Source organism: Kitasatospora sp. NPDC001175, assembly GCF_053598215.1.
Map to the genome: position 1 here is coordinate 82,066 of NZ_JBSFJU010000029.1, position 18,175 is coordinate 100,240.

Consider the following 18,175-nt stretch of genomic DNA (forward strand, 5'->3'; position numbering starts at 1 on the left):
TGCTCCTTAGGGTCTGGGGCCCGTGAGGCCCTGTCCGGCTGCGAAGCCGGCGATCCGCCGGCGGACCTGGTCCGAGCCCATCAGCCGGACGAACTCGTCGACGGCCGACCGCTCGGTGCCCTCGTCGAGGATCCACAGCCGTCGCAGATAGCTCTTCAGGTCCGCCACGGTGGCCGGGTCGAGCTTGGAGGCGCGGAACAGCAGCCGCCGCCGGGCCGGCCCCGGGTCGTCGGCGAGCTCGTCCACCAGCCGGCAGCGCTCCGCCCGCTCGGCGTCGACCGGCAGGGTGCTGAGGGCCATCGCGTACGCCTGCTGGAAGCCGACCCGGCGGATCAGGAACGGCAGCACCGAGCACGGCAGCAGGCCCCACAGCGCCTCGGGGAGGCTGAACCGGCTGCGTGCGGTGGCGTGCACGAGGTCACTGGCGGCCACCAGGCCCACTCCCCCGCCGACCACCTCGCCGTCGACCTCGCTCACCACGATCCGGCCGATCGTGGTGAGCCGCCTGAGCAGCGCGAAGTACTCCGCCCCGCCACGTTCGGCCTGTTCCGCGGGAGTGCCGTCCGCCGCTGCCACGCCTGCCAGGTCCATGCCGCTGCAGAAGGTGTCGCCCTCCGCTCGCAGCACCACCATCCGGCACTGGGGCGAGTGTTCGGCCAGGTCGAGGGCGGCGCCGAGCTCGGCCAGCAGGTCCGCGGTGATGCTGTTGCGCTCGGCTGGCCGGTTCAGGGTGATGGTGAGCAGGGCGCGTTCGGCCGCCACCCGGAGGGTGCGGCATCCGGTCAGCTCCACCGGTACCTCCGCTCGAAGCCCCGGATCTCGTCCAGGACGAGCAGGCCGCGGCCCTCGAACCGGCTCCGGTACGCGTCCCCGTACTCCGCCGGGTCGAAGCGCTGGTCGCGTACGCCCGCCATCCGCTGGGCGGCGCCGTCGGCCAGGGCCTCGTACTCGGGCATGGTCAGCGGGTGGCGGGTGGCGATGGCACCGGCGATGTCCAGCTCCGCCAGCTGCTCGGCGGCGCCCTCCGGGACGATCCCGCTGTAGAACTCCGAGGCGCAGCCCGATCCGTAGGAGAACAGGCCGATCCGCCGGGCCCCGGCGTCGGGCCCGTCCTGGTCGATCAGCGAGCACAGGGCGAGGTAGAGCGCGGCCGAGTAGACGTTGCCGACCTGGGTGCAGTAGGCGAGCGAGGCGGCGGTGCGCCGGTGGAAGTCCGCCTCGATCTCGGCCGTACCGAGGCCCTTGAGCTTGCGCAGCAGGGTGCGGTGGGCGCCCTTGACCATGCCGGCGAAGGGGGTGTGCAGCACCAGGCGGTCGAAGGTGGAGACGATGTCGGCGCCGAGGACCCGCTGCGCGTAGTGCTGGTAGCTGTTCTCCAGGCAGGCCAGGTAGGAGAGCAGGGACAGGTCCGAGTCACCCGCCTCCAGATCGGGCCGGGGCCGCAGGGTGTCCATCACCTGGTAGCTGTGGAAGCCGCTGGCTCCGGCGTCCAGCGCCAGGATGCGCGGCTGCGCTCCGACGATCATCGCGACCGCCCCGGCCCCCTGGGACGGTTCCCAGTAGGTGCCCCGCGCCGCGGCGCCGGACGCGTCGGCTGCGATCACCAGTGCCTTGGCGTCCGGGTCGGCCCCGGCCGCGAGGATGCCGGCGGCACTGCGCAGCGCCGCGGTGCCGCCGTAGCAGGCGTGCTTGGTCTCGAAGGACCGGCAGCGCCGGCCCAGTCCGAGCGCCTCGTGCACGTAGGTGCTCAGCGGCTTGCCGAAGTCCACGCCGGACTCGCTGCCGACGACGACCAGTTCGATCCGCTCGCGCTCGGCGGGGGTGAGCGCCTCGACGAGCGGCCTGGCGGCGTTGACGGCGTTGGTGACGGCGTCCTCGCAGGGCAGGTTGACGGACTTGTGGCGCATCATCAGGTTGTCGAACCTGCGGACGTCCAGACCGCGCGCCTCGAAGAGGGTCCGGACGTCCAGCGAGGCTCTGCCGACATAGGCGTTGACCGCCTCGATGCCGACGTCCATTCAGCTGCCGCCCGCGCCGGGGTGGTGCGGCACCAGTACGGTCTCGCGCAGGCTGCCGTCCAGGAACATCCGCCCCCAGGTGCCGCCGCCGCGGTGTGCCGGGACGCGCTCGCCGGTCAGCAGTTCGCGCAACTCGGCGTCCCCCGCCTCCAGTTCGACGATCCGGCGGTAGTCGTCGAGGGTCTTCAGGTGGATCAGCCAGTGCACCCGGTCCTGGACGCCCCACTGCTCCTCGTAGAGGAGGACGGTGGCGTACCCGGCCAGCGCCTCGTTGATCCGGCTGAGCCAGGCGAGCGCGAACTTGCGCGCTTCCTTGCGGAATTCGAACCTCACCTGGCCCGACCGATGGATGATCACGCCGGCGTTGGCACTGTGCAGCATCTGCTCGGGCGACTGCCTGGTCTGGCAGCGGGCCGGCGCTGCGAACAGGTCGCCCAGGTCCTCCTCGTCGGCGTGGGTGAGCCCGTGCTGGGGGACGATCACCCGCTCCTGGAAGGAGCCCTGGACGAACATCTTCTCCCAGTTGCCGCCGCCCTTCTCGGTGAGCCGGTCAGAGGTGGAGACCTCCTGGAACTCCTCGTCGTGGTCCACCATCTCCAGCAACCGGGCGTAGTCGTTGGGCGCCCGCATGTGGATCAGCCAGTGCATCCGGTCCTGGACGCCGAACAGCTCCTCGTACACCAGGGTGGTGGCGTAGGGATGGAGTCCCTTGTTGGTGAAGAACTGCAGATCCCTGGCGAACGACCGGCCCTCGGCACGGAGTTCGTATGCGAGCTGTCCGACCCGGTGGATGATGAGACCGGAATTCGCGGAGTGCATCAACTCGTCGGGGGACACGTCGACCTGTTCCCCCGCCGGCGGAATGAACGACCACGCCATGTCGGGAATTCCCTTCCTGCCACGTTCCGCGGATTCCATCGGCGGCGGTGCACGCCGGTCCGCGGTGCGGCCACGCTAACCGGGGGCGGAAAGCGGCCTCTGCTCAATGTTGGGCAACGCCCCCCGAGGGGCCGGGGACTACCCTCGACAGGGAAGCGGACCACATGGTCCACTTGTGGCCGGGGAAGCACCAACACGCCCCGGCCGCCTCACGATTGGAGAGCTCCCGATGCCCCGCGTGACCCCCGAGTCCCTCCGGTTCGACCAGGCGGCGGACGACTACGACGCGTACCACGGCGGTCTGGAACGCGGCCGCAAGGCCGCCGCGGACCTCTCGTCCCATCTGCTCCCCGGCGCGGTGCTGGACATCGGCCTGGGCACCGGCCTGGTCGACGTGGGCCTGGCCGAACTGGGCCACCGCGTGCTCGGGGTCGACCTGGCCCCGGGGATGGTCGGCCGCGCCCACCGCCGGCTCGGCGGTCGGGTGGTGATCGGCGACGCGCACGCGCTGCCGTTCGCGAGCGGCTCGCTGCCCAACGTGGTGATGGTGCACGTGCTGCACGTGGTGGACGACATGGCCGGGGTGCTCGACGAGGTCGGCCGGGTGCTCGCGAGCGGCGGACGGTTGGTCACCGTGCACGGTGTCCCGATGGCCGAGCCGGACGACCTGGTGGCGGCCGAGTCCCCGCTGGCGGTGCTCAAGCCCGAGGTGCCCGACACCCCCGAGCGGCTGGCCGCGGCCGCCGCCAAGGCGGGGCTGCGGGTGGTCGAGGAGGCATCGGTCAATCCGTACGAGATCGATCTGACGCCCAACCAGTACGCCGACAGCATCGCGAACCGGGTCTGGTCCTACCTCAAGAACGTCGACGACCCGGACTGGCAGCGGCTGGTCGTGCCGGTCGTCGCCGCCCTGCGCGCGCTGCCAGAGCCGGACCGCGAGCGGCACCAGGTGTGGCGGGTGCCGCTCACCGTACTGGTCAAGAACTGACCTACCGGACAAGGGGGATCACATGGAGTCAACCACGGACACCAGGCCGGTCGAGCCGGCGACCTCGCTGACCGAGCTGCTGCGCGAACGCGCGGCGAGCGAACCGGACGCCGCCGCGATCACCGTGGACGGCCTCGCCCCGCTCACCTTCGAGGAGTGGAACGACCGTGCCGACGCGGCCGCGCACGGCCTGCTGGCCTTCGGCGAGGGCCGGCTGCGGCGGATCGCCCTGTACTTCGGCGGGCTCGACTGGGTCGGCTACGCCGTGGCGTACCACGCCGCCCAGCGGGTCGGCGCCACCACCCTGCACCTCAACGACACCATGCCGGCCGAGGAGGTCGCGTACCGGCTGGCCGAGTGCGGGGTCAACGGCATCGTGCACGGCAACGGGCTCACCCCGCCGGTCGACTTCAGCGGCTGGACGGCCCCGCTCGGTGAGCTCGAAGGCGGCCTGCACCGGCCCCTGGTGCGGCCGGTTCGGCCGGACGCGGTGGCCGACATCCTCTACACCTCGGGCACCACGGGCCGGGCGAAGGCCATCACCGTCACCCACGCCAACATGATGTTCGGGCGCGCCAAGCCGACCATCGACACCCTGGGCGTCTCCGACCACCTGCTCGCCGCGATGCCGCTGGGCACCTCGTCCAGCCAGGGCACCGCCTCGTTCCCGCTGCTCTCGCGCAGCACGCTGCTGGTCGCCCCGCCCGACGCGGCCGAGCGGATAGCCGAGTTGGTCGTCCGCTACGAGGTCGGCTCGATGATGATCACCCCGGCCACCGCGCTCGCCCTGGTCCGGGCCAGGGTCCACGAGCGCCACGACCTCGGCAGCCTGCACACCGTCACCACCGCGTCCTCCGCGTTCCCCCCGGCCGTCGCCCGGGACCTGCTCGCCATGCTGCCCGGGGCCACCCTGGCCATGGCGTACACCTCCCTGGAGGCCGCCCCGGCCGTCACCCTCAACGTCTTCGACCCGGCCAGGCCCCTCTCGGTCGGCCGGCCCGCCCACGGGACCGAGGTCCGGATAACCGACGACCTGGACCGCCCGCTGCCGGCCGGCGAGGTCGGCGAGATCTGGCTGCGCAGCGCCGCTCCCAAACGCCGCTACCTCGACACCGACCTCGACAAGAAGTTCAACGTCGGCGAGTGGACCAGGATGACCGACCTCGGCCGGCTCAGCGAGGACGGCGAACTGACCTTCTTCGACCGCTCCGCGGACGCGGTCCGCACCGGCACCACCCTGGTGTCCAGCATCGCGGTGGAGGCCGAGCTCTACGAGCACCCCGCCGTCCGCGAGGTGGCCGTGATCGGCACCCCTGACCGGGCGCCGGGTCAGGTGGTCACCGCCGTGGTCGTGCTGACCTCCCCGGAGCGGCTCGCGGACGTGCGGGCCTTCGCCGAGGAACGGCTGCCCGCCGCCGAGCGGCCGGCCCGCTACGTGGTCGCCGACACCCTGCCGCGCAGCTTCCTGGGCAAGGTGCTCAAACGCGAACTGCGCCAGCGGTTCGGCGCCGTTGACGCCTCCCGGTCCTGATCCGCGGACCACCGACCGAACCACGCCAAGGAGTAGCCCGATGTCCCTCGAACCCGACCTGCTCGACGTCCTCGGCTGCCCCGAGCACCCGGACGCCGGCCTCCGGAACGACCCGGCCGCGGCCACCCTGACCTGCGGTGAGTGCGGCCACGCCTACCCCGTGGTCGACGGCGTGCCGATCCTGCTGGCGCCGGCCGCCCGAGGCTAAGACCGACCGGGGCCTGGCCCGGCCGACCTGTCCGGTCGGCCGTCACATCAGCGGCGGAGCCCGGTACTCCGGGTGCGGCACCATGATGCCGGGCCACTGCCAGTGCCCCGGCCGGTCCGCCGGCCGCCGTCCCCTCCCGGAGGATTCCCGCACCGTGACCACCACCCCGCCGGCCCCCCGCTCCCGCGCCGACGCCGTCCGCAACCAGCAGTTGCTGGTCGCGGCGGCGGCTCGTGCCTTCGCCAAGAGCGGCCTGGGCATCCCGGTCTCGCAGATCGTCCGGGACGCCGGACTCGGCAAGGGCACCGCCTTCCGCTGCTTCCCGTCCAAGGACCACCTGGTGGCGGAGATCGTCCGCGAGCGCTTGGACGAACTCACCACCCGGGCAGTCGAGTTGGCCGCGGAGGAGGACGCCGGCGCCGCCCTGTACGCCTTCCTGCGCGCCGCCGCGGCGCGCTACGCCGACGACCGGGGCTTCTTCGAGGCGCTCTCGCTGCCGCCGCGCGCCCACCCCGAGGTGCGCGCTTCGGAGGAGCGGCTGATCGACGCGGTGGACCGGCTGGTCCACCGCGCCCAGCGGCAGGGTTCGGTGCGCGAGGACGTCACCACGGTGGACGTCCTGCTGCTGCTCGGCGGCGTCCGGCAGGCCGCCGCGCCGCTGCACCCGGCCCGGCCCGACCTCTGGCAGCGCTACCTCGACCTGGTCTTCGACGGGCTGCGCGCCGGCCAGGGCCGACCGCCCGCCGGCCCGGCCCCGACCCGCACCGACTACCGGCGGGCCGCCGAGTCCCTCGCCAGCGGGGGTTAGGCCCGCCCACCACCGGCCGGACGGAAGTCCGGCCGGGACGCCACCGCCCGCGCGAGCGAGCTCGCCGGGCCCGTCCTCCCGTCAGGAGTGCCTGTGACCCACTCATCCACCAACGCCGGCCCAACGGCCCCGGCCGAGCCGGGAACCGGACCGGGCCGGCCCGCACTGGTTCTCCTGTTCCTCTGCCTCGCCGACCTGATGGTGGTGCTGGACGCCACCATCGTCAACGTCGCCCTCCCCTCGATGGAGAGCGGGCTCGGGATGTCCCAGAACAGCCTCCAGTGGGTGGTGAACGTCTACGCCCTGCTGTTCGGCGGCTTCCTCATCCTCAACGGCCGGCTCGGCGACGTCTTCGGCCGCAAGCGCCTGCTGCTCGCCGGCGTGGTCGTGTTCACCGCCGCGTCGGTGCTCAACGGACTGGCCACCGACGCCTGGGTGCTGATCGTGGGCCGCGGGCTCCAGGGCCTGGGCGGTGCGATGATCGCCCCGGCCGGACTCTCCATCATCAACACCTCCTTCCAGGACACCTCGATGCGGACCAAGGCGCTCGCCGCCTGGAGCAGCATCGCCGCCGCCGGCGGCGCGCTCGGCCTGCTGCTCGGCGGTCTGCTCACCACCACGCTGTCCTGGCACTGGATCTTCTTCGTCAACATCCCGATCGGCGTGGCGGTACTGCTCGGCTCACGGCTCATCCCTGACTCCCGGACCGAGGCGGGCGACCGGTCGGTGGACGTGTTCGGCGCCACCACGGTGACCGGCGGGCTGCTGCTGCTGGTCCTCATGCTGAGCAACGGCGACTCCTGGGGCTGGAGTTCGGCGCGCACCCTGGGCGTCGCCGGCGCGGCCGCGGTACTGCTGGCGGCGTTCGCGGTCTCCTCGCTGCGCGGCCGCGCGCCCATCGTGCCGTTCGGCATCTTCCGGATCCGCTCGCTGGCCGTCGCCGACCTGGTGCTCCTGATGCTCACCTCGGGCATCTTCTCGATGTTCTTCTTCTCCGCGCTCTACCTCCAGCACGTCCTCGACTACAGCCCGCTGCGGGCCGGCCTGGCCTTCCTCCCGGCCGCGGTCGGCGTGATGGCCGGCGCGGGCCTGGCGCAGCCGGTGATGGGCAAGCTGGGTCCGGTCCCGGTCGGCACGACCGGCCTCGGCCTGGGCGCGGTGGGCATGGTGCTGCTCTCCCGGCTGCCCAGCGCCGGCAGCTACGCCGGCGACCTGCTGCCCGGCCTGCTGACGCTCTCGGTCGGCCTGGGTGTCGCGTTCGTGCCGATCACCCTGCTGGCCACCTCGGGAGTGCCCCAGCGGGACGCCGGGCTGGCGTCCGGCCTGTATCAGACCGTTCAGCAGATCGGCGGCGCGCTCGGTCTCGCGGTGCTCTCCACCCTGGCGGCGCGCAGGGCCGCCGATGATCTCGAGCATGGCGGCGCGGCCGCGGCGGCCCAGGTCGCCGGGTTCCGCTCGGCGTTCGCCGGAGGTGCGGTGATCCTGGCGCTCGGCGCGGTGCTGTTCGTCGCGCTGCTGCGCAAGCGTCATGTCGAGCCCGTGCTCCAGCAGACGGCGGCACCGGCCCCGGCCGACGCCACCGGCTGAGCGGAGCCGGCGCCACTCGACGACACCAGGGCCGGGGGCCCGCGACCGCTCGGCGCGGTGCGCGGGCCCCGGGGCCGTCGACCGGCTGCCGACCGGCCGCCGCGGTCAGTCGGCCACGGACCGGCCCGCCGCCAGGCGTTCCAGCAGCCCGACCGCCTCGGCGGGTCCCGGCAGGGCGTGCAGCTCGGCCCGCAGCCGCTGGACGTTGGCCCGGTAGTCAGGATCGGTCAGCACCTCGGACACCGCCTCCCGCACCGCCTCCGGGGTGAGCGTCCACGGGTCGACCGTCCGGCCGATCCGCAGTTCGGCGCAGCGGCGCGCGTTGTCCGGGTGGTCGCCGAGGAACGGCACCACCACGTGCGGGATCCCGGCGTCCAGCGCGCCCACCACGGTGTTGAAGCCGCCGTGGGTGACCGCAACGGCGCAGTGCGGCAGCAGCAGACTCTGCGGGATGTAGCGTTCCACCCGGATGTGCGGTGGCAGCGGCCCGAGTTCGGCCGGGTCGCTGTCCCGGTCCACGGTGGCGACGACGTTGACCGGCTCGTCCTCGAAGGCGGCCAGCACCTTCCGGAACAGCTGCGGGAAGGCACCGGGCACCCAGCGGTTGGTGATGGTGCCGAAGGTGACGTAGACGATCGGCCGGTCCGGCAGCCCGGCGAACCACTCGGGCAGTTCCTCCCCCTCGAAACGGTCGAACGGCATCGGCCGCAGCGCCCGCAGGGTGGCCGGCCTGGTGCCGGCGGGATCCAGGTAACCGGGCGGGGCGCAGCACAGGTAGAGGTGGCGGTGCAGCATCAGCTGCTCCGGGTCGGGCGCCAACCCGGCCTCCCGCCGGGCCTGTTCGAGCTCTGCCCGGATGTCCTCCGCGAGCGGGCCCAGGTCGTACAGCGGGGTGGTGTCCAGCGCCGCGTGCGGCACCCCGAGCACCTCGGCGGCGAGCGCGCCGCCCACCTCGTAGCTGTCGCGCACGATCACGTCCGGCCGCCAGCCGTCCGCCAGCCGTACCAGGTCGGGTGCCATCCGGCGGGCGCGTACGCCGTACATGATACGGGCGATGGCGATCCGGTCCATCTCCACGCCGTGCGGCGGCAGGCCGCGGGCCTGCTCCTTGATCTTCAGGAACTCCTCGTCGCCGTCGCCGGAGCGGCCGAGGCCGGCGGCGAAGCCACGGAAGCCCATGGCCTCGATCGCGGGCAGCAGCGAGGCCCCGCTGGCGAAGGCCACCTCGTGGCCGGCCGTACGTGCGGCGGCGGCGAGCGGTACCAGCGGGTGAAAGTGTCCTGGGGCCGGTGTCGCGGTGAACAGCACACGCATCGATGGGCTCCTCAACAGTCGGTTGGGAGTTGTCTAACGCCCACGAACCGCCCGCCGCTGCTCAGTTGTGGCCAGTACCGGGCGGTCAGTCGACGAAGGCGACCTGGTGGCCGGCCGCCTCCGGCGCGCAGACCGGCAGCAACCGCTCGGCCTCCGCGACGAGTTGCCGGCGGACGGGGGCGGACAGCTTGGCCAGCGGGGTGAGGGTGAGCACCGCCTGACGGCGTTTGACGTCCAGCGACCACACCCCGGCCACCAGCCCGTCCACCAGGAAGGTGGGGCGGAGCTGCAGATTGGCCTTGGCATACACCGCGTCCTTGTACTCCTCCGGGAGGATGCGCGCGCGGCGCTTGGGCGCGTACGCCAGCAGGGTGCTGTCGAACCAGGGCAGCAGCCGGACCGGAGCCGGCTGGCCCTCGTGGGGGCGAGGCGCCTGCGGCAGGTCGTACAGCACCCGGCCGCCCTCGTCGGTGAACTCCGCCAGTTCCGGCGCCAGTTCCTTCAGGACCGCCTTGACCTGGGTGACCTTCCCGCCGATCCACTGGGCGACGTCGTCGGCACCGGCCGGGCCGAACGCCCGCAGATGCCGCCGGACCACCTCGCGCAGCGCCTGGGCGGGCTCGGGCGGGCCGCCGGCCGGGCGCGGCGCGGCCCGCAGCGCCTCGGGGACCTTGGTGCTCCAGCCGCCCTGCGCCGGGGTCCGGACCAGGGCCGTGGTCGAGCGGAACGGGCGCCACTTGTAACGGCGTTGGAACTCCAGCTCGGCCGGGTCGACGGCGTCCGGCCGCGCCGCCACCCACTCCTCCAACCAGTCGGCGATCTCCTCGGGCGACCGGGCGACCTGAGCGGCGAACTCCGCCAGCTCGGCCCGCCGGCGCTCGGCCTCGGCGGTCGGCTCGCCGCCGGTCCGCCGCCAGGTGTCGTCCCCGACGGCCACCACCGCGGCGGCGTAGGCCGCGTGCTCGCGCGCGGTGACCAGGTGGAGCGTACGGCGCAGCAGTGTGCCGACCACCAGTTCGCCGCGGTCCAGCGCCTCGTGCACCGTGCGCGCGCCGACGCCCTCGACCCGGGACCACAGCGCCACCGGCAGGGCCGGGCCGTACTGGGCCTGGACGGCCCCGATCGCCTCGACGGCCTCCGGCAGCGGTGACGCCATCCGTTCCAGCAGTCCCTGCCGGGCCAGCAGTGCCCGGTTGAGCGCGCGGTCGGTCAGCTTCTCCTTGTGCACGGCCCACCCCTGTCCTCGCGACGGCCCACCGCCGCAGCGTAGCCGACCCGGCCGCGCCGACAACGTCCGAATCCCCGTGCCGGAATGCGCAATTGTGCCTATCGCCGCCCGCCCGGCCGCTCCTAGGTTCTCGATCGAACTCACGTACCCGGCCCCGTGACGAAGAGACGGACAGATGCCCGCACCCTCCCCCGAACCCCCTACGGATCGCCGCCGACATCCCTTGCTCTGGGTGTCCGTCGGGCTGCTCGTGGTACCGCTCGCGATCAGTGCCTTCGCGCTCGGCAGGCTCCGAGCGACCGGTCCGGGCGCGGACTGGACGGCCGCCGCGCACCAGCCGGACCTGACCGCGCGGTTCCTGGTCGCCGTCGCCGTGGTGCTCGGCACGGCACGGCTGGCCGGCCGGCTCGTGGTGCTGGTCGGCCAGCCTCCGGTGGTCGGCGAGATCTGCGCCGGCATCGCGCTCGGGCCCTCACTGCTCGGCCGGCTCTCCCCGGAGCTGGCCGAGCGGCTGTTCCCGCCGGCCGTCCTGCCGATGCTCAACGCGCTGGCCCAACTCGGCCTGGCACTCTTCATGTTCGGGGTCGGCCGGGAGCTTTCCACGGTCCGGCTGCGGGAGGCCGGCAGCCGCGCCCTGCTGGTCACCCAGTCCTCGCTGGCCGTCCCGTTCGCGGCGGGCACGGTGGTCGCGCTGGGCCTGGGCACCGGGTATCTCGGCCCGGCCGGCAACCGGCTCGCCTTCGGCGTCTTCCTGGGCTGCGCGCTGAGCATCACGGCCTTCCCGGTGCTCGCCCGGATCCTCGACGAGCTGGGGCTGACCCGCAGCCGGGTCGGGCGGCTGAGCCTGCTGGCGGCCGCCGTCGGCGACGCCGGGGCGTGGCTGGCACTGGCCGCGGCGGTCGCACTGGTCCAGGGCCCGGGTGCGGTCGGCACCGGCTTCACGCTGTCGGCGGGCCTGGTGACGGCAGTGCTCTACCTCGGGCCGCTGCGCCGCCTCCTCGCCCTGCTCGCGGCCCGCTGGGCGGCCCGGCCCGCGAGTGGCGGCGCCGCCCTGCCCGTTGTCCTGCCGGTCTGCCTCACCGGCATCTCCGCCGCGCTCACCGCGGCGATCGGCCTGCACGCCGCGATCGGCGCGTTCCTGGCGGGGGTGGTGTTCCCGGGCGGCTCTGAGCGGCTCGGGGCGGCTGCCGACCGGCTGACCGGCCTGTCGGCCGGCCTGCTGCTGCCGTTCTTCTTCCTGGGCTTCGGTCTCTCGGTCGACCTCGGCGCGCTGCCGCTCACCGCGGGAACGCTGTGGACCGGCGCCGTCCTGCTGCTGGTCGCGGTGGCCACCAAGCTGCTCGGGCCCGGCCTGTGCGCCCGGCTGACCGGCATGTCCTGGCGGGACTCGATCGGCCTCGGCGTCCTGCTGAACGCCCGCGGCCTGACCGAGCTGGTGGTCCTGGGGATCGGCCGCCAGGCGGGCATCATCGACGCGCGGATGTTCACGATCCTCACCCTGGTCACCCTGGTCACCACGGTGCTCCCGGTGCCGGTCCTCAGACTGCTCGGCCACGCCGGCCGCGCGCCGGGCGCCGCCCCGGACGACCCGTCCGAGGCGACGGCCGAGCCCGCCGGCGCGGCCCGGAGCCACTGACCTCGCCCTGTCGCCGTGCAACGGCCCCGATTCTGCGGAGAATTGATGGACCATCGCCAACCGGCCCTGGTGGGCGCCCGCGCGCTGCCCGACACCACCCAGCCGTCGATCGGCCGGCGCTTCATGCTCTCGCTCCAGGCCGCGGACAGCCCGAGGTTCCCCACCAGTGGCTTCCGGCGCTGGTTCGCCGAGCGGCGAAAGCGCGCCTTCACGGTCTCCCGCATCCCCTTCGCCGAGCTGGACCAGTGGTACTTCGAGGCGGACGGCGGCAACCTGCGCCACCGTACCGGGCGGTTCTTCTCGATCGAGGGACTGCGACTGGAGGACGGCGACCGCAGTGGCCCCGACCCGGCCAGGCCGATCATCGTCCAGCCGGAGATCGGCACCCTGGGCATCCTGGTCAAGGAGTTCGACGGCATCCTGCACTGCCTGATGCAGGCAAAGATGGAACCCGGCAACATCGGCTCCGTCCAACTGTCCCCCACCGTCCAGGCCACCCGCAGCAACTACCGGCGGGCGCACGGCGGTTCGCGGGTGCGCTACCTGGAGCACTTCACCCGCCCGGGGCACCCCGAGGTCCTGGTGGACCTGCTCCAGTCGGAGCACGGCTCGTACTTCCTGCACAAGCGCAACCGGCACATGATGGTCGAGACCACCGCCGACGTACCCGAGCACGAGGACTTCCACTGGCTGACGCTCGGCCAGATCAGCCGGCTGCTCCGGCAGGAGCACGTGGTCAACATGGACGCCCGAACCGTCCTGTCGTGCATACCGCTGGAGCCGGCCGCCGGACCGGACGGCGCCGGCTTCCCGGACGCGGTGCTGCACTCGCTCGGCCCGCAGGCCGCCCCCCGGCACTCGGACGCCGAACTGACCGGCTGGCTCACCTCGGCCCGGGCCGGGGCGGACGGTTCGGTGCGCCGGGTCCCGCTGACCGCCACCGAGGCGGACGGATGGATCCGCGGGCCCGGCTCGATCACCCGCCGGGGCGGCGCCGACTTCGCCGTGATCGCGGTGCGGGCCGAGGCGGACAACCGCGAAGTCCCGTCCTGGACACAGCCGTTGGTGGAACTGACCGGCCCCGCGGTGCACGCCTTCATCGCCAGGCGCCTCGACGGGATGCTGCACGTCCTGGTGCGGGCGAGCGCGGAGCGCGGCTCACTGAACGGCCCCGAGCTGGCGCCCACCGTCCAGTGCCCGCCCGGCGGGACGGCCCGCTACCTCGACCAGGTGCTCCAGGCGCCGCCCGACCGGGTGCATTTCGACGTGGCACAGTCCGAGGAGGGCGGCCGCTTCCACCTCGCGCGGACCCGCAACCTGATCGTGGAGGCCGAGGACGGCTTCCCGGTGGACCAGCCGGAGGAGTACCGCTGGATGACGCTCGATCAACTGGCCCGGATGACCCGACTCGGACAGCACGTCAACATCCAGGCGCGCACGCTGCTCGCCTGCGCCCCCTCCGTCTGGTGACGGCGTCATGGAAACGGACCGGAACATGAGAGAGCGTCGGGCTTCCCTCCCGATCGAGAACGCCCGACCGGACAGACTCGACACCCTCACCGGCCTCCGGTTCGTCGCCGCGCTGCTGGTCTTCCTCTACCACTCCTTCCGCGAGCAGCACCTCGTCACGGGCGGCACCGGCAGCTGGCTGGCCTCGATGGTGGACCGGGGCGGCAGCTACGGGGTGGGCTTCTTCTTCGTGCTCAGCGGCTACGTGCTGACCTGGAGCTTCCGGCCCGGCACACCGAGCGGACTGTTCCTGCGCCGACGGCTCGGCAAGATCTTCCCCAACCACCTGGTCACCCTCATCGCCGCACTGGCGCTCGCCGCCACCGGCTCGGCGGCGCTGACCACCACCGACTGGTTGCCCAGCCTGGGACTGCTCCAGTCCTGGTGGGCGGACCCGGTGGTGACCTCCGCAGGCAACCCGGTGAGCTGGTCGCTCTCCTGCGAACTCTTCTTCTACCTCTGCTTCCCGCTGCTGCTGCCGCTGATCAACCGGATTCCGCCGCGCCTGCTGTGGACCGCGACCGCCGTGGTGGCCGGGCTCTGCGCGGTCCTCGCGCTCGCCGCCCGCTACCTCGTCACCGACCAACCCCCGCTGCCCTACCCGGGTTTCGAGTCCATGTCGTTCGATCAGGTATGGGTGGTCTACTACTTCCCGCCCAGCCGGCTGCTGGAGTTCGTGCTCGGCATCCTTCTCGCCCGGCTGGTGCTGACCGGCCGGTGGGTCCGGATCGGCATGCTGCCCGCCGCCGCCCTCGCCCTCGTGGGGTACGCGGTCTCCTCCGAGTCCGCCTACCTGCTGGGCGTGGGCGGCCTGGCCACGCTCTGGGTCGCACCGCTGATCGCCGAGGCGGCGACGGCCGACCGGCTCGGCAGCCCATCCGCCCTGCGCGGGCGGGTCTGGCGCAGGCTCGGTGAACTGTCCTTCGCCTTCTACATGGTGCACTACCTGGTCCTGACCGAGCTGCGCCGGGCACTGGGCGAGCAGTGGACGGCTCCGGTACCGGTCGAACTACTGGTGGCGCTGCTCGCGCTGGCCGTATCGCTCGCTCTCGCCTGGGTGCTGTACGAGGCTGTCGAGCGCCCGGTGACCGCCCGGGTGGGCCGCCGCCTCCGGCCCGCCGGAGCGCTGACATGACCCGGCGGCCCGGCGCCGCCGCACCGCCCCTGGTGACGGTGCTCGGCGCCTCCGGCTTCGTCGGCTCCGCGGTCACCGCCGCCTTCGCCGACCGCCCGGTACGGCTGCGCGCGGTGGCCCGCCGACCCAGCACGGTGCCGGCCGGATCGGCGCAAGTCGAGTCGGTCACCGCCGATCTGACGAACAATCAGGACCTCGCAGAGGCAGTGGACGGCTCGGACGCGGTGCTCTGTCTGGTGATGCACTCCGGCGGCTGGCGCGCGGCTGTGGACGACGGGCCCGAGGCGGTCAACGTCGGTGTGATGCGCGAGCTGGTCCAGGTGCTGCGGAGTGCCGAACGCCCGCCCCTGGTGCTGTACTCGGGCGCGGCCTCCCAGGTCGGCGTCCCGCCCGCGGAGCCGATCGACGGCAGCGAGCCGGACCACCCCGCGACCGAGTACGACCGGCAGAAGCTCGCCGCCGAGAGCCTCCTGCTGGACGCCACCGCGGCCGGCCTGCTCCAGGGCGTCAGCCTGCGCCTGCCCACCGTCTTCGGCCCCGCCACCGCGCCGGGGGCCGAAGACCGGGGCGTGGTCTCCTTCATGGCCCGGCGCGCGCTGGCCGGCGAACCGCTGACGCTCTGGCACGACGGGACGGTCCGCCGCGACCTGGTGCACGTCCACGACATCGCGCGGGCCTTCCTGGCGGCCTACGACCACCCCGGCCGCCTGGTCGGCGGCCACTGGCTGCTCGGCTCCGGCCAGGGCACCCCGCTCGGGGAGGTCTTCCGCACGCTCGCCCGGCTCGCTGCCGAACACACCGGCCGACCTCCGGTGCCGGTCTGCTCGGTCGAACCGCCCGCGCACGCACCGCTCACCGACTTCGCCGGCGTGACCATCGACTCGTCCGCGTTCCGCGCCGCCACCGGCTGGGCGCCCGAGGTGCCGCTGGAGGAGGCGCTGCGGCACACCGTCGCCGCTCTGGCCGACCGAGCCGCGCGGTCCTGAACTCCCCGGCCCCGGGCCCGATCCACGCCCGGAGCCCGCCCCGACCGAACGGAGAGCCATGACCATCCGAGTGTGGGACTACCTGCTGGAGTACGAGAACGAGCGGGACGACATCCTCGACGCCGTCGACTCCGTCTTCCGCTCCGGGCAACTGGTGTTCGGCGCCAGCATGCGCGCCTTCGAGGAGGAGTTCGCCGCCTACCACGGCGTCCGCCACGGCATCGGCGTCGACAACGGCACCAACGCGATCAAGCTCGCGCTGCAGGCCCTCGGGATCGGCCCCGGCGACGAGGTGATCACCGTGTCCAACACGGCGGCGCCGACCGTGGTCGCCATCGACGCGGTGGGCGCCACTGCGGTCTTCGTCGACGTCCACCCCGACACCTACCTGATGGACACCGAGCAGGTCGCCGCCGCCGTCACCGACCGCACCAGGGCGCTGCTCCCGGTCCACCTCTACGGCCAGTGCGCCGACCTGACCGCACTGGAGCCGATCGCCGCCCGGCACGGGCTTGCCCTGCTCGAGGACTGCGCCCAGGCCCACGGCGCCCGCCACCACGGCCGGGTGGCGGGTTCCACCGGAGACGCCGCGGCGTTCTCCTTCTACCCGACCAAGGTGCTCGGAGCGTACGGCGACGGCGGCGCCGTACTCACGCGTGACGACGAGGTCGCCGCCCGACTGCGCAGGCTGCGCTACTACGGCATGGCGGACCGCTACTACGTGGTCCAGACGCCGGGGCACAACTCCCGCCTGGACGAGGTGCACGCCGAGATCCTGCGGCGCAAGCTCCGCCGCCTGGACGGCTACGTGGCCGCCCGCCAGGCCGTCGCCCGGCGCTACGTCGAGGCACTGGCCGACACCGAACTGGTACTGCCGGTCACGGCCGAGGGCAACACCCACGTCCACTACGTCTACGTGGTCCGCCACCCCCAGCGGGACGCGATCCTCGAAGCGCTCAGGGAACAGGACATCGCGCTCAACATCAGCTACCCCTGGCCGGTCCACACCATGAGCGGCTTCGCCCACCTGGGCGTCGCCCGGGGCTCGCTGCCGGTCACCGAGGCGCTGGCCGAGGAGATCTTCTCACTGCCCGTGTACCCCTCACTGCCGGCCGACCAGCAGGACCGGGTGATCGAGGCGCTCCGTGACGCCCTGCTGAAGGTCTGAGCCCCCCGTCAGCACCGAACCCGGCGTCAGTACCCAACCCGGCCGCACGACCCGACCCGGCCCAGGAGGACCCAGTGCAGGCACGCCCACTCGCCGTCGACGGCGCATTCGAGTTCATCCCCCGGGTGTTCCCCGACGACCGCGGACTGTTCGTCTCCCCCTTCCAGGAGGCTGCCTTCGTCGAAGCCACCGGCCGGCCGCTGTTCCCGGTCGCCCAGACCAACCACAGCCGCTCCCGGCGCGGCGTGGTGCGCGGCGTGCACTTCACCACCACACCACCCGGCACAGCCAAGTACGTCCACTGCGCCCGCGGCGCGATCATCGACATCGTCGTGGACATCCGGGTCGGCTCCCCCACCTTCGGCAAGTGGGACTCCGTCCGCCTCGACCCGGAGGACTTCCGCTCGGTCTACTTCCCCGTGGGCGTCGGGCACGCCTTCGTCGCACTCGAGGACCACTCCGTCGCCTCCTATCTGCTCTCCAGCCCGTATGTCGCGGAGCACGAACTCGCGCTGTCCGTCCTGGACCCCGAGCTCGGCCTGCCGATCCCGACCGGCCTCGACCCGCTGCTCTCGGACCGCGACCGCAAGGCCCCGACGCTCCGGGAGGCGCTGGCCGCCGGTCTGCTGCCGCACTACGAGGAGTGCCTCGCCATCGAGGCCGCCGGGCGCGACCGGCGCTCCTGACCCGTCGCCCCGTTCCATCCCTCCGCCTGTGGCCCGGGACGCATTGCGTTCGGCGATCCGGCGCATTCCGTGACTCGGGCCGCTCCTTTTCCTGTGGCCCGGGCCACATTCCGGCGGGGGCATTCGGAGCCCTAAAGCCGCCCTAAAAGGAGAAAATCGGGCAAATAGGTTTAAGTCGCCCGTGACGGTGGCCACATGCGGCAGACACTCCACTACCCCGCATAGTGGACCACCCCCACCGGGCCCGCGGCCATTCGGCCACCATCGCGGCCACCCCGGGGCCGCCGGGGCCGCCATCGACCGGCCGGTCCCACATCAGCCCAGCTCAGAGCCGTGATCACGGAACTCGAAAACGGGCCCGAAGGCCAGGTTTCAGCCCCACCGCGGCGGGTACAAAGCCGCGCCCCGGGAACCCCGACGGGCGACGCTCCTACGACACCGCGTCGTAGACCGGCCGTTTCCGACCCCTTGGAGCCCGCCACCGGGCCCGCTAA

Annotated in this window: 16 protein-coding genes; 11 read left to right on the top strand and 5 right to left on the bottom strand. The window is 73.0% G+C overall.

Annotated features, from left to right (window positions below; translation table 11 throughout):
• Window positions 1-6 precede the first annotated feature (6 nt).
• From ACWDAK_RS21645 to ACWDAK_RS21655, 3 genes are read right to left on the bottom strand one after another with little or no spacing between them, the layout of a single operon-like run.
• A complete protein-coding gene (locus ACWDAK_RS21645; protein ID WP_344639772.1) occupies window positions 7-792 on the bottom strand; it encodes an enoyl-CoA hydratase-related protein in 786 nt (261 codons plus the stop codon).
• Complete coding sequence (locus ACWDAK_RS21650) at window positions 783-2,018, bottom strand: hydroxymethylglutaryl-CoA synthase family protein (RefSeq protein ID WP_344639773.1); 1,236 nt, start codon at window positions 2,016-2,018, stop codon at window positions 783-785. The genes ACWDAK_RS21645 and ACWDAK_RS21650 overlap by 10 nt, the downstream gene beginning before the upstream one ends.
• A complete protein-coding gene (locus ACWDAK_RS21655) occupies window positions 2,019-2,897 on the bottom strand; it encodes a DUF6039 family protein (RefSeq protein ID WP_344639774.1) in 879 nt (292 codons plus the stop codon).
• A 229-nt stretch (window positions 2,898-3,126) separates the two neighbouring features.
• On the opposite strand from ACWDAK_RS21655, the gene ACWDAK_RS21660 reads away from it, so the two are divergent.
• The 5 genes from ACWDAK_RS21660 (at window position 3,127) to ACWDAK_RS21680 (ending at window position 8,019) form a co-directional block, all read left to right on the top strand.
• On the top strand, window positions 3,127-3,885 hold the full coding sequence (locus ACWDAK_RS21660; protein ID WP_344639775.1) for a class I SAM-dependent methyltransferase: 759 nt from the start codon (window positions 3,127-3,129) through the stop codon (window positions 3,883-3,885).
• Between the two features lie 22 nt (window positions 3,886-3,907).
• Window positions 3,908-5,416 (top strand): class I adenylate-forming enzyme family protein, encoded by a 1,509-nt coding sequence (locus tag ACWDAK_RS21665; RefSeq protein ID WP_344639776.1) that lies wholly within the window; start codon window positions 3,908-3,910, stop codon window positions 5,414-5,416.
• A 40-nt stretch (window positions 5,417-5,456) separates the two neighbouring features.
• Window positions 5,457-5,624 carry a Trm112 family protein gene (locus ACWDAK_RS21670; RefSeq protein ID WP_344639777.1) on the top strand — a complete coding sequence of 56 codons (168 nt, stop codon included), beginning with the start codon at window positions 5,457-5,459 and terminating at the stop codon, window positions 5,622-5,624.
• A gap of 154 nt (window positions 5,625-5,778) precedes the next feature.
• Entirely contained in the window at window positions 5,779-6,432 is a 654-nt protein-coding gene (locus ACWDAK_RS21675) for a TetR/AcrR family transcriptional regulator (protein WP_344639778.1), read from the top strand.
• A gap of 93 nt (window positions 6,433-6,525) precedes the next feature.
• A complete protein-coding gene (locus ACWDAK_RS21680) occupies window positions 6,526-8,019 on the top strand; it encodes an MFS transporter (protein ID WP_427394804.1) in 1,494 nt (497 codons plus the stop codon).
• A 105-nt stretch (window positions 8,020-8,124) separates the two neighbouring features.
• Here ACWDAK_RS21680 and ACWDAK_RS21685 read toward each other — a convergent pair whose 3' ends face one another.
• Window positions 8,125-9,333, bottom strand: a complete 1,209-nt coding sequence (locus ACWDAK_RS21685) for a glycosyltransferase (protein WP_344639780.1) — start codon at window positions 9,331-9,333, stop codon at window positions 8,125-8,127.
• 85 nt (window positions 9,334-9,418) lie between these two features.
• Window positions 9,419-10,561, bottom strand: coding sequence for a winged helix DNA-binding domain-containing protein (locus ACWDAK_RS21690; protein WP_344639781.1), 1,143 nt, complete (start codon window positions 10,559-10,561; stop codon window positions 9,419-9,421).
• Between the two features lie 232 nt (window positions 10,562-10,793).
• On the opposite strand from ACWDAK_RS21690, the gene ACWDAK_RS21695 reads away from it, so the two are divergent.
• From ACWDAK_RS21695 to ACWDAK_RS21720, 6 genes are all read left to right on the top strand, one after another.
• Entirely contained in the window at window positions 10,794-12,197 is a 1,404-nt protein-coding gene (locus ACWDAK_RS21695; RefSeq protein WP_427394803.1) for a cation:proton antiporter domain-containing protein, read from the top strand.
• A gap of 45 nt (window positions 12,198-12,242) precedes the next feature.
• The gene (locus ACWDAK_RS21700) at window positions 12,243-13,667 is read left to right on the top strand and encodes an NDP-hexose 2,3-dehydratase family protein (protein ID WP_427394802.1); all 1,425 of its coding nucleotides are present in this window, start codon (window positions 12,243-12,245) and stop codon (window positions 13,665-13,667) included.
• Between the two features lie 25 nt (window positions 13,668-13,692).
• Entirely contained in the window at window positions 13,693-14,841 is a 1,149-nt protein-coding gene (locus ACWDAK_RS21705; protein ID WP_427394801.1) for an acyltransferase family protein, read from the top strand.
• Entirely contained in the window at window positions 14,838-15,827 is a 990-nt protein-coding gene (locus ACWDAK_RS21710) for an NAD-dependent epimerase/dehydratase family protein (RefSeq protein WP_427394800.1), read from the top strand. Before ACWDAK_RS21705 ends, ACWDAK_RS21710 begins: the two co-directional genes overlap by 4 nt.
• A gap of 58 nt (window positions 15,828-15,885) precedes the next feature.
• Window positions 15,886-16,995, top strand: coding sequence for a DegT/DnrJ/EryC1/StrS family aminotransferase (locus tag ACWDAK_RS21715; RefSeq protein WP_344639786.1), 1,110 nt, complete (start codon window positions 15,886-15,888; stop codon window positions 16,993-16,995).
• 74 nt (window positions 16,996-17,069) lie between these two features.
• Window positions 17,070-17,681, top strand: coding sequence for a dTDP-4-dehydrorhamnose 3,5-epimerase family protein (locus tag ACWDAK_RS21720; RefSeq protein ID WP_427394799.1), 612 nt, complete (start codon window positions 17,070-17,072; stop codon window positions 17,679-17,681).
• Window positions 17,682-18,175: the final 494 nt, after the last annotated feature.